Below are 11809 nucleotides of genomic sequence, written 5' to 3' on the forward strand. Positions count from 1 at the left end.
GATGTGTATAAGAGACAGGTCCGCGCCGCGCTGAGGCGCGTCGAGCGCGGCGACCTGCGGGGTGATCTCGTCGTTTTCGACGGCACCGAACTCGGTGAGCTGCAACGGGGATTCAACGCCATGGTCGACGGGCTGCGTGAGCGGGAACGTGTCCGTGACCTGTTCGGCCGTCACGTCGGACGCGAGGTCGCCCTGGCCGCGGAGCGCGAGCGGCCGAAGCTGGGCGGCGAAGAACGCCATGTGGCAGTCCTGTTCATCGACATCGTCGGATCCACCCAGCTGGTGACCAGCCGCCCCCCGGCCGAGACCGTTCAATTGCTCAACCGATTCTTCGGGATAGTCGTCGAAGAGGTGGACCGACACTGCGGGCTGGTCAACAAGTTCGAGGGCGACGCGACGCTGGCCATCTTCGGGGCCCCGAATCATCTTGAGCGTCCGGAAGACGAGGCGCTGGCCGCCGCGCGGGCCATGGCCGAGCGGCTGGACAACGAGATGCCGGAGTGCGAGGCCGGTATCGGCGTCGCGGCGGGGCAGGTCGTCGCCGGCAACGTCGGGGCCAGGGAACGCTTCGAATACACCGTGATCGGCGGTCCGGTCAACGAGGCGGCCCGCCTGTGCGAGCTCGCCAAGTCGCACCCCGGCCGGCTGCTCGCGACGGCCGACGCGCTGGAGGGCGCGAGCGAGAACGAACGCGCGCGTTGGTCTTTGGGCGAGACGGTGACCCTTCGCGGGCACGAGCGCCCCACCCAACTGGCCTCGCCCACCGACCGGTCGGGTTGATTGATTTTCGAGCCGAGTGGGTAAGGGGATTGAAGACATCGCCCCTTACAGATTGGTGTTGACATGACTGGTAGCGGAACCGCCCGCCGTGTTTCCGTCGCCGCGGGAATTGCCGCGGTGATTGCCTTGAGTTCGTTGACCGCGGGCTGCGGCTCGGGCAAGGACAACAAGAACCCGACGACTTCGACCTCGACCGTCACCACCTCCGTCACCACGCCTGCCAGCGTCACGACGACCGCCCCGGCGGCGACCAGTCCCGCCGCGCCGGGCGGCGGCGGTCCGGAAACCGGACCCGGTGGTGCCACGACCGCCGGACCGGGTGGGTCCGGCGCCGGCGCCGGGCCCGGTGGGGCAAGCGCGGGCGTGCCGGGTGCCGGGGCTTCCGCCGGACCCGGTGGTGCGGGCGCCTGCGCCGGCGGCGTCTGCGTGGGAACGCCGCCCAGCCCGTAAGCGCCTGCGGGGCACCGAGCGGGATCACTCGACGGTGGCCAGGGCCGCAACGACGTGGTTGTTGGTGCGGGAGCCGCTCTCCCGCACCAACAACGCCACCAGCGATGCGCCTGCCACCAGCAGCGCCCCGACGAAACCGACGGTCGCCGGCCAGCCGCCGACGCCGTACACGAGGCCGCCGAACGCGCCGGCCACTGATCCGCCCAGGTAGTAACTGAACAGATACAGCGCCGCCGCCTCAGCGCGGTCGCGCTGCGCGACCGCGCCCACCCATCCGCTGGCCACGGTGTGCGCGGCGAAGAAGCCACCGGTGAAGGCGCCGACGCCCACGATGACGGCGACCAGGGAGTGCGGCACGGTGAGCAGCAGGCCGGTCACCGCAACCGGCATGGCGACTCCCAGCACGAGTGGGCGTCCCTTTCTGTCGGCGAGCCTCCCGGCCACCACCGATGTCCAGGTGCCGACCAGGTACAGCAGGAACAGCAGGCCGATCACCGACGGCGCCAGGCCGAATGGCCGGGCGGTCAGCCGATAGCCGAGGTAGTTGTACACGGTCACGAATCCACCCATCAGCACGAACCCCACGGCGAAGAGCTTCAGCAGCAACGGGTTTCGCAGATGCGCGGCGAGGTTGCGCACGCCGGCCCGCACGCTCGCCTCCCTCGGGTTGAAGAACTGAGATCGCGGCACCAGGACGGCGAAAACCACCGTGCCGGCCAGCGTCGTCAGGGAGCACACCAGCAGCGCCACCCGCCAATCGCTGATCTCGATGACCAACGACGGAACGAGTCGCCCGGCCAGCCCGCCGACCGTTGTGCCCGCGATGTAGCGTCCCATCGCCGACCCGAGCGACGAGGCGTGTACCTCCTCGGCCAGGAACGCCATCGCGACCGCCGGTATCCCGGCGAGCGCTGCGCCCTGCACCGCCCGGCCGAGGAGCAATACGCCGAGGTTCGGGCTGAACGGCAACAACAGCCCGATCACGCTGGACGCCACCCCCGAGGTCAGCATCACCGTGATGCGGCCGTAGCGCTCGGAAAGGACGCTGGCGGGAATGATGCAGACGGCCAGCATCCCCGTCGTGAGCGAGACCGTGAGCGCCGCGGTGGCCGGGCCGATCCGGTAGGCCGCCGACAGGGCCGGCAGGAGCGCCTGGGTGCAGTACATCGCGGCGAAGCTGGCCACCCCGGCGCCGCACAGCGCCGCGGTCAGTCGCCGGTAGCCGGGGCTGCCGGCGCGGTGCGCGACGGGAGTCGGGGGGCGCTGGGACATGCCGTTCATCCTGCGCTCCGCCGGGAATCGACGGAAATGAATTATTCGCTGGTTTAATATGCTTTTGGGGTATAAGTCGAGGTGGTGCGCTTGACGGGCGAGGACTACGAGTGGTTCGTCACACTCGCGGAGCTGGAACACGTCACGGCGGCCGCCGAACAGCTTCGCGTAGCCCAGCCGACGCTGACCAGAATGCTCGCGCGCCTGGAGCGGCGACTGGGCGTGGCGCTGTTCGATCGTCGGGGTAAGCGCTTGTCGCTCAACACCTATGGCCGGATCTTCTACGAGCACGCCCGGCGGGCACAGCTGGAACTCGACTCGGCCAGGCGGGCCATCGACGACCTGGCGAACCCGGCCGTCAGCGAGATCCGGGTGGGCTTCCTCGGCTCGTTCGGGGCGACGGTGGTGCCGCGCTTGATCGCGCGGTTCAAGGAATCCTCACCGCGCGTGGCGTTCGCGCTCGAGGAGGGCGCCGCCGAATCGATCGGCGACCTGGTGTTGGCCGGAGGCGTCGACGTCGGGGTGGTTTCACCGCGGCCGCGCCGGCCAACTCTGGCCTGGCGCAGCCTGTTTCGACAGCGGCTCGGTGTCGCCGTGCCGCGCGCTCACCGATTCGAGGGCAGCGCCGCGGTGTCCATGACCGAACTGGCCGACGAGCCCGTCGTGGCCATGCAGCCCGGCTTCGGCATGCGACGCCTGCTCGACGAGCTTTGCGCCGCGGCACACTTTCAGCCCCGGATCGTGCTGGAGGCGGCGAACCTCACGACGACGGCCGGCCTGGTGGCCGCCGGACTGGGCGTCAGCCTGATGCCCATCGACGGCAGCGACTCCGCACCGGGGTTGTGCGTGGTGCCGCTCGCCGACGCCGACGCGTACCGCGATGTGGGCATGATCTGGGACTCGGGCCGCCCGCTGTCCCGCCCGGCCCGCGATTTCATCGCGGCCGCCGCGGCCGTGCGGCAGGACGGACCCTGAGCCGACGTCCCACTGCGATGTCGCTTTTCCGCCAGTTTTGTCACCCGGTGGGTGTAAGTCTGGAAAGCGTGCACGACGACTTCGAACGCTGCTACCGCGCCGTCCAGTCCAAGGACGCGCGGTTCGACGGCTGGTTCGTCACGGCCGTCCTGACCACCCGCATCTACTGCCGGCCCAGCTGCCCGGTGCGGCCGCCGTTCGCGCGCAACGTGCGGTTCTACCCGACGGCCGCCGCCGCCCAGCGCGCCGGATTCCGGGCGTGCAAGCGGTGCCGTCCCGACGCGTCGCCCGGGTCGCCGGAATGGAACGTGCGCGGTGACGTCGTCGCCCGCACGATGCGCCTGATCGCCGACGGCACCGTCGACCGCGAAGGCGTCGGCGGGCTGTCGGCGCACCTCGGCTACACCACCCGCCAGCTGGAGCGGCTGCTGCAGGCCGAGGTCGGGGCCGGTCCCCTCGCGCTGGCCCGCGCCCAACGGGCGCAGACCGCCCGCCTGCTCATCGAGACTACGGACCTGCCCTTCGGGGACATCGCCTTCGCCGCAGGGTTTTCCAGCATCCGGCAGTTCAACGACACCGTGCGCTTGGTCTTCGAAAACACGCCGACGGAGCTGCGCCGGCGGGCGGCGGTCCGGTCCGGATCCTCGAGTTCTTCGGCCGCGGGGACGGTCTGCCTCCGGTTGCCCGTACGCACGCCGTTCGCGTATGAGGGCGTGTTCGGCCATCTGGCCGCCGGTACGGTGCCCGGTTGTGAAGAGGTCCGCGAGGGCGCGTACCGGCGCAGCCTGCGCCTTCCGTTCGGCACCGCCGTCGTCAGCCTGACACCGGCCGTCGATCACGTCCGCTGCGTGCTCGTCCTCGACGACTTCCGCGACCTGACGACGGTGATCGCGCGCTGCCGGCGGCTGCTGGATCTCGACGCCGATCCCGAAGCGGTCGACGACGCGCTGGTCGCCGACCCGCATCTGCGCCCGGCGGTGAGAAAGGCGCCCGGACAACGCATTCCGCGCACCGTTGACGAGGCCGAGCTCGCCGTGCGCGCCGTCCTGGGCCAACAGGTGTCGACCAAGGCGGCCAGCACCCACGCCGGTCGCCTGGTGGCGGCCTACGGGCAGCCGGTCGCCGACCCGGGTGGCGGGTTGACCCATACCTTCCCGTCCGTGGCGCAGCTCGCCCAGATCGATCCCGTCCACTTGGCGGTCCCCAAGTCCCGGCAGCGGACCCTCAGCGCGCTGATCGCCGGCCTCGCCGACGGCAGTATCGTCCTGGACAGCGGGTGCGACTGGGAGGCCGCGCGCAGGCAGCTCCTTGAGGTTCCCGGGATAGGCCCCTGGACCGCCGAGGTGATAGCGATGCGCGGCCTCGGCGACCCGGATGCGTTCCCCGCCAGTGATTTAGGGGTGCGCCTGGCCGCCGGGCACCTGGGCCTGCCCTCCGACGAACGCTCGCTTGTCGAGCGCAGCGGCGGGTGGCGGCCCTGGCGCTCCTATGCCACCCAATACCTATGGACCACCCTCGAGCACCCGGTTAACCAATGGCCACCACAGGAGGTCGCATGATCGAGTACCGCACGATTGACAGCCCTATCGGGCCACTGACCCTGGCCGGCCAGGATTCGGTGTTGACCATGCTTCGAATGGTCGACCAGACGTACGAGCCGAGCCGGACCGGCTGGACTCCCAACCCCGCGGCATTCTGCGAGGCCGCCGAGCAACTCGACGCCTATTTCGCGGGCGAGCTGACCGAATTCGATTTCGAATTCGAGCTGCGCGGCTCCGACTTCCAACGGCGAGTATGGGAGGCCCTGCTGACCATTCCGTACGGCGAGACGCGGTCCTACGGAAAAATCGCGGCCCAGATCGGCGCACCCGGTTCGGCACGCGCCGTCGGATTGGCCAACGGCCACAATCCCATCGCGATCGTCGTGCCCTGCCATCGGGTCATCGGGGCCAACGGAAGCCTCACGGGTTATGGCGGAGGCCTCGACCGCAAACAAAAGCTGCTCGCATTGGAAAAGAAGCGCGCTTCGGTGGCATTGACGCTATTCGACTAGGACTGCGCCGGCGTCAAAGAATGCAAAAACACCCCCGTTTCCGGGGGTGTTTTTGTGTATGTTCGGCGGTGTCCTACTTTTCCACCCGCATGGGCAGTATCATCGGCGCTGACAGGCTTAGCTTCCGGGTTCGGAATGGGACCGGGCGTTTCCCTGTCGCTGTGGCCGCCGTAACTCTATTTAAATTTGTTTCGGTGGGGGGTGTGGTATTCAAGCGTCCGCGACAAATGTCGGCGGAACTGGAAAGTGGTTGCGATTGTGTGTTGGTAAGTTTTCGGCCGGTTAGTGCCAGTTCCCTGCACTCATTGCTGAGCTTCCAGGTCTGGCCTATCGATCCCGTGGTCTGCGGGGGGCCTTATCCCTCTAAAAGGGTGAGAAACCTGATCTTGGAGAAGGTTTCCCGCTTAGATGCTTTCAGCGGTTATCCTGTCCGAACGTGGCTATCCAGCCGTGCCCCTGGTGGGACAACTGGTATACCAGAGGTTCGTCCGTCCCGGTCCTCTCGTACTAGGGACAGGTTTCCTCAAGTTTCTGACGCGCGCGGCGGATAGAGACCGAACTGTCTCACGACGTTCTAAACCCAGCTCGCGTGCCGCTTTAATGGGCGAACAGCCCAACCCTTGGGACCTGCTCCAGCCCCAGGATGCGACGAGCCGACATCGAGGTGCCAAACCATCCCGTCGATATGGACTCTTGGGGAAGATCAGCCTGTTATCCCCGGGGTACCTTTTATCCGTTGAGCGACACCCCTTCCACTCGGGGGTGCCGGATCACTAGTCCCGACTTTCGTCCCTGCTTGACTTGTAAGTCTCGCAGTCAAGCTCCCTTGTGCACTTACACTCAACACCTGATTGCCGTCCAGGTTGAGGGAACCTTTGGGCGCCTCCGTTACATTTTAGGAGGCAACCGCCCCAGTTAAACTACCCGCCAGGCACTGTCCGTGAACCCGATAAGGGTTCGACGTTAGGTGTCCAATACGATCAGAGTGGTATTTCAACAACGACTCCACAATTACTGGCGTAACTGCTTCAAAGTCTCCCACCTATCCTACACAAACCGTACCGAACACCAATACCAAGTTGTAGTGAAGGTCCCGGGGTCTTTTCGTCCTGCCGCGCGTAACGAGCATCTTTACTCGTAGTGCAATTTCGCCGAGTCTATGGTTGAGACAGTTGGGAAGTCGTTACGCCATTCGTGCAGGTCGGAACTTACCCGACAAGGAATTTCGCTACCTTAGGATGGTTATAGTTACCACCGCCGTTTACTGGGGCTTAAATTCTCCGCTTCACCTTACGGTTAACGGGTCCTCTTAACCTTCCAGCACCGGGCAGGCGTCAGTCCGTATACATCGTCTTGCGACTTCGCACGGACCTGTGTTTTTAGTAAACAGTCGCTACCCACTGGTTTCTGCGGCCGAATCCCGCTCCCACCGCAAGGGTGTTCACGGTATTCCGGCCCCCCTTCTCCCGAAGTTACGGGGGCATTTTGCCGAGTTCCTTAACCATAGTTATCTCGTACGCCTTGGTATGCTCTACCTGACCACCTGTGTTGGTTTGGGGTACGGGCCGTGTGTGTGCTCGCTAGAGGCTTTTCTTGGCAGCAGAGGATCACCGAATTCACCTCAATCGGCTATGCATCACCTCTCAGGATTAATGAGCGACGGATTTGCCTATCGCTCTCCCTACAGGTTTGCCCCAGTATTACCACTGACTGGTACGGCTACCTTCCTGCGTCACCCCATTGCTTGACTACTACCAGCGAAGGTCCCACGCAGCCCCGAAACTCCATGCCCCCGAAGGGGAATGGTCGATCCGGTTTTGGGTGGTTAGTACCGCTGATTCGTCAGGGACGCCCACACACGGGTACGGGAATATCAACCCGTTGTCCATCGACTACGCCTGTCGGCCTCGCCTTAGGTCCCGACTCACCCTGGGCGGACTGGCCTGGCCCAGGAACCCTTGGTCTTACGGCGGGCAAGGTTCTCACTTGCCTTATCGCTACTCATGCCTGCATTCTCACTCCCCCAAACTCCACCACCGGTTACCCGGTAGCTTCGCTGCATGGGGGACGCTCCCCTACCCAACCTTACGGTTGCCGCGGCTTCGGCGGTGTGCTTGAGCCCCGCTACATTATCGGCGCACAATCACTTGACCAGTGAGCTATTACGCACTCTTTCAAGGGTGGCTGCTTCTAAGCCAACCTCCTGGTTGTCTCTGCGACTGCACATCCTTTTCCACTTAGCACACGCTTAGGGGCCTTAGCCGGCGATCTGGGCTGTTTCCCTCTCGACGTACGGAGCTTATCCCCCGCCGTCTCACTGCCACGCTATACACCACGGCATTCGGAGTTTGGCTGACGTCAGTAACCTAGTAGGGCCCATCGGCCATCCAGTAGCTCTACCTCCGTGGTGAAACACGTAACGCTGCACCTAAATGCATTTCGGGGAGAACCAGCTATCACGGAGTTTGATTGGCCTTTCACCCCTACCCACAGCTCATCCCCTCAGTCTTCAACCTAAGTGGGTTCGGGCCTCCACGCGGTCTTACCCGCGCTTCACCCTGGCCATGGGTAGATCACTCCGCTTCGGGTCCAGAACACGCCACTACACCCCAAAGGGGATGCGCCCTATTCAGACTCGCTTTCGCTGCGGCTACCCCGCACGGGTTAACCTCGCGACGTGTCCCTGACTCGCAGGCTCATTCTTCAAAAGGCACGCCATCACCCCACAAGGAGGCTCTGACGGATTGTAGGCACACGGTTTCAGGTACTCTTTCACTCCCCTCCCGGGGTACTTTTCACCATTCCCTCACGGTACTAATCCGCTATCGGTCATCGAGAAGTATTTAGGCTTACCGGGTGGTCCCGGCAGATTCACAGCAGATTCCACGGGCCCGCTGCTACTCGGGTGTTGATACAGGGCAGGTGCCGGGTTTTCGCGTACCGGGCTTTCACCGTCTGCGGCGGACCGTCCCAGGCCACTTCCGCTAACCACGACACTTTCTGACTACCCCTCAGCCAGGTAGAGCTGAGATGTATCAATCCCACAACCCCGCACACACAACCCCTACCCGGTTATCCATGCATGCGGTTTAGCCTGTTCCGCGTTCGCTCGCCACTACTGACGGAATCACAATTGTTTTCTTCTCCTACGGGTACTGAGATGTTTCACTTCCCCGCGTTACCTCCCGCACCCTATATATTCAGATACGGGTAACACGACATCACTCGTGCTGGGTTTCCCCATTCGGAAATCCTCGGATCAATGCTCGGTTGACAGCTCCCCGAGGCATATCGCAGCCTCCCACGTCCTTCATCGGCTCTCGATGCCAAGGCATCCACCATGCGCCCTTAGACACTTACTTACACACAAGAGTTTTCAAAAGAAATTACACATTTCGACGAACGCACCACCGTTGCCGGCAACGCATCCGTCTAGATGCTCGCAACCACTATCCAATACTCAAACACCACACCCCACCACCAAGATGGAGGGACACCACACGGACTGGCCGAGTGTTGTCTCAGGGCCCAATAGTGTGTCTGGCAATCATTTGCTGTTGTGCACCCGGCCCTCACCCACTACAGGTGAGAACCCCGCACGGCTCGCACCCCACCAATTGGGGTGCTTTTCGTGGTGCTCCTTAGAAAGGAGGTGATCCAGCCGCACCTTCCGGTACGGCTACCTTGTTACGACTTCGTCCCAATCGCCGATCCCACCTTCGACAGCTCCCTCCCAAGGGTTAGGCCACTGGCTTCGGGTGTTACCGACTTTCATGACGTGACGGGCGGTGTGTACAAGGCCCGGGAACGTATTCACCGCAGCGTTGCTGATCTGCGATTACTAGCGACTCCGACTTCACGGGGTCGAGTTGCAGACCCCGATCCGAACTGAGACCGGCTTTAAAAGGATTCGCTTAACCTTGCGGCATCGCAGCCCTTTGTACCGGCCATTGTAGCATGTGTGAAGCCCTGGACATAAGGGGCATGATGACTTGACGTCATCCCCACCTTCCTCCGAGTTGACCCCGGCAGTCTCTCACGAGTCCCCGGCATTACCCGCTGGCAACATGAGACAAGGGTTGCGCTCGTTGCGGGACTTAACCCAACATCTCACGACACGAGCTGACGACAGCCATGCACCACCTGCACACAGGCCACAAGGGAACGCCTATCTCTAGACGCGTCCTGTGCATGTCAAACCCAGGTAAGGTTCTTCGCGTTGCATCGAATTAATCCACATGCTCCGCCGCTTGTGCGGGCCCCCGTCAATTCCTTTGAGTTTTAGCCTTGCGGCCGTACTCCCCAGGCGGGGTACTTAATGCGTTAGCTACGGCACGGATCCCAAGGAAGGAAACCCACACCTAGTACCCACCGTTTACGGCGTGGACTACCAGGGTATCTAATCCTGTTCGCTCCCCACGCTTTCGCTCCTCAGCGTCAGTTACTGCCCAGAGACCCGCCTTCGCCACCGGTGTTCCTCCTGATATCTGCGCATTCCACCGCTACACCAGGAATTCCAGTCTCCCCTGCAGTACTCTAGTCTGCCCGTATCGCCCGCACGCTCACAGTTAAGCCGTGAGATTTCACGAACAACGCGACAAACCACCTACGAGCTCTTTACGCCCAGTAATTCCGGACAACGCTCGCACCCTACGTATTACCGCGGCTGCTGGCACGTAGTTGGCCGGTGCTTCTTCTCCACCTACCGTCAATCCGAGAAAACCCGGACCTTCGTCGATGGTGAAAGAGGTTTACAACCCGAAGGCCGTCATCCCCCACGCGGCGTCGCTGCATCAGGCTTGCGCCCATTGTGCAATATTCCCCACTGCTGCCTCCCGTAGGAGTCTGGGCCGTATCTCAGTCCCAGTGTGGCCGGACACCCTCTCAGGCCGGCTACCCGTCGTCGCCTTGGTAGGCCATCACCCCACCAACAAGCTGATAGGCCGCGGGCCCATCCCACACCGCAAAAGCTTTCCACCACAAGGCATGCGCCAAGTGGTCCTATCCGGTATTAGACCCAGTTTCCCAGGCTTATCCCGAAGTGCAGGGCAGATTGCCCACGTGTTACTCACCCGTTCGCCACTCGAGTACCCCCGAAGGGGCCTTTCCGTTCGACTTGCATGTGTTAAGCACGCCGCCAGCGTTCGTCCTGAGCCAGGATCAAACTCTCCAAACAAAATCTCCTCGCAGAACGAGGTGAATTCAAATCAGAGATACCTGACAAGACGCCATTTAACTGGCATCAAAAACTGCCATACCCACACACGGGGAGTGCTAGGTATGGCCAAAAAAACAACAACAAATAAAAAGACCAAACACACTATTGAGTTCTCAAACAACACTTGTTTCGCCCGTTTTGGGGCAACCCTGCCAGCTTAATACAGGTCCGGCAGAGGAGTCAACTCCCGGTTTTGGTCTTCTGCAGACCGTCTCGGGAGCAGCCGTGCCAGGCTAGTACCAATCCAGCGAGGGAGTCAAGGGCCCGGGTTGTCGGCCGCCTGGTGTGGCGACCGCCCCTGTGGGGCACTGACTTTGGCTACTCTACCCGCTCGATCTCCGCTCCCAAAATCGACAGGTTCTCCACGAACAACGGGTAGCCGCGATCGATGTGGAAGACGTCGTGAACCTCGGTGTCACCGTCGGCCACCAAGCCCGCCAACACCAGGCCGGCGCCGGCCCGAATGTCGGAACACCAGACGGGTGCGCTCGACAATTGCGGCAGGCCGCGGACGACCGCGTGGTGGCCGTCGGTGCGGGCGTCGGCGCCCAACCGGATCATCTCTTCGACAAAGCGAAAGCGCGCCTCGAAAACGTTTTCCGTGATCATCGACGTGCCGTCGGCGATGGACGCCAGCGCGATGGCCATCGGCTGCAAATCCGTGGGAAATCCGGGAAACGGCAGCGTGGCGACGTTGACCGCCTTGGGGCGCTCGTACTGGGTGATCCGAAAGCTGTTGTCCGTCTGGGTGACGGTGGCGCCGGCGTCGTGCAGCTTGTGCAACACCACCTGCAGGTGGGCGGGGTCGACACCGGTGACCGAGATGTCACCCCGCGTCATCGCGGCGGCGATGCCCCAGGTGGCGGCGACGATGCGGTCCCCGATCACGCGGTGCTCGGTGGGGTGTAGCCGCGGGACGCCGGTGATGGTCATGGTCGGCGATCCCGCGCCTTCGACCCGCGCACCCATCTGGTTCAGCATGGTGCAGAGGTCGACGACGTCGGGTTCGCGCGCCGCGTTGTGGATGGTGGTGACACCCTCGGCGCTGTCTCTTATACACA

7 protein-coding genes and 3 rRNA genes are annotated in these 11809 nt (G+C 63.4%); 5 read left to right on the plus strand and 5 right to left on the minus strand.

Going from position 1 to position 11809, the window contains the following annotated elements; genetic code table 11:
* On the plus strand, positions 1-780 hold a 780-nt coding region (locus WU80_RS22190), incomplete at its 5' end, for an adenylate/guanylate cyclase domain-containing protein (RefSeq protein ID WP_156371816.1).
* A 63-nt stretch (positions 781-843) separates the two neighbouring features.
* Complete coding sequence (locus WU80_RS22195; protein ID WP_067824038.1) at positions 844-1230, plus strand: hypothetical protein; 387 nt, start codon at positions 844-846, stop codon at positions 1228-1230.
* Between the two features lie 24 nt (positions 1231-1254).
* On the opposite strand, the gene WU80_RS22200 is transcribed toward WU80_RS22195, so the two are convergent.
* Positions 1255-2502, minus strand: coding sequence for an MFS transporter (locus WU80_RS22200; protein WP_055405241.1), 1248 nt, complete (start codon positions 2500-2502; stop codon positions 1255-1257).
* Positions 2503-2592: 90 nt separating this feature from the next.
* Here WU80_RS22200 and WU80_RS22205 point away from each other — a divergent pair, with 90 nt between their 5' ends.
* From WU80_RS22205 to WU80_RS22215, 3 genes are all read left to right on the plus strand, one after another.
* Entirely contained in the window at positions 2593-3477 is an 885-nt protein-coding gene (locus tag WU80_RS22205; protein WP_055405242.1) for a LysR family transcriptional regulator, read from the plus strand.
* A gap of 68 nt (positions 3478-3545) precedes the next feature.
* A complete protein-coding gene (locus WU80_RS22210; protein ID WP_055405239.1) occupies positions 3546-5036 on the plus strand; it encodes a DNA-3-methyladenine glycosylase 2 family protein in 1491 nt (496 codons plus the stop codon).
* Entirely contained in the window at positions 5033-5530 is a 498-nt protein-coding gene (locus WU80_RS22215; protein ID WP_055405240.1) for a methylated-DNA--[protein]-cysteine S-methyltransferase, read from the plus strand. Before WU80_RS22210 ends, WU80_RS22215 begins: the two co-directional genes overlap by 4 nt.
* A gap of 60 nt (positions 5531-5590) precedes the next feature.
* On the opposite strand, the gene rrf is transcribed toward WU80_RS22215, so the two are convergent.
* From rrf to WU80_RS22235, 4 genes are all read right to left on the minus strand, one after another.
* Positions 5591-5703, minus strand: a 5S ribosomal RNA gene (gene rrf / locus WU80_RS22220).
* Between the two features lie 89 nt (positions 5704-5792).
* Positions 5793-8892, minus strand: a 23S ribosomal RNA gene (locus WU80_RS22225).
* A 283-nt stretch (positions 8893-9175) separates the two neighbouring features.
* A 16S ribosomal RNA gene (locus WU80_RS22230) occupies positions 9176-10706 on the minus strand.
* The 16S, 23S and 5S rRNA genes sit together here, the layout of an rRNA operon.
* A gap of 360 nt (positions 10707-11066) precedes the next feature.
* Positions 11067-11809, minus strand: a 743-nt coding sequence (locus tag WU80_RS22235; protein ID WP_156371817.1) for a UDP-N-acetylglucosamine 1-carboxyvinyltransferase, incomplete at its 5' end; no start/stop codon positions are given.

Origin of the sequence: Mycobacterium sp. UM_11, assembly GCF_001414075.1 — a bacterium.
Classification (GTDB): Bacteria; Actinomycetota; Actinomycetes; order Mycobacteriales; family Mycobacteriaceae; genus Mycobacterium.

Coding starts and splice junctions, on each gene's coding strand:
- WU80_RS22195 (WP_067824038.1), top strand. CDS start 844: ATGACTGGTAGCGGAACCGCCCGCCGTGTTTCCGTCGCCGCGGGAATT.
- WU80_RS22200 (WP_055405241.1), bottom strand. CDS start 2,502: ATGTCCCAGCGCCCCCCGACTCCCGTCGCGCACCGCGCCGGCAGCCCC.
- WU80_RS22215 (WP_055405240.1), top strand. CDS start 5,033: ATGATCGAGTACCGCACGATTGACAGCCCTATCGGGCCACTGACCCTG.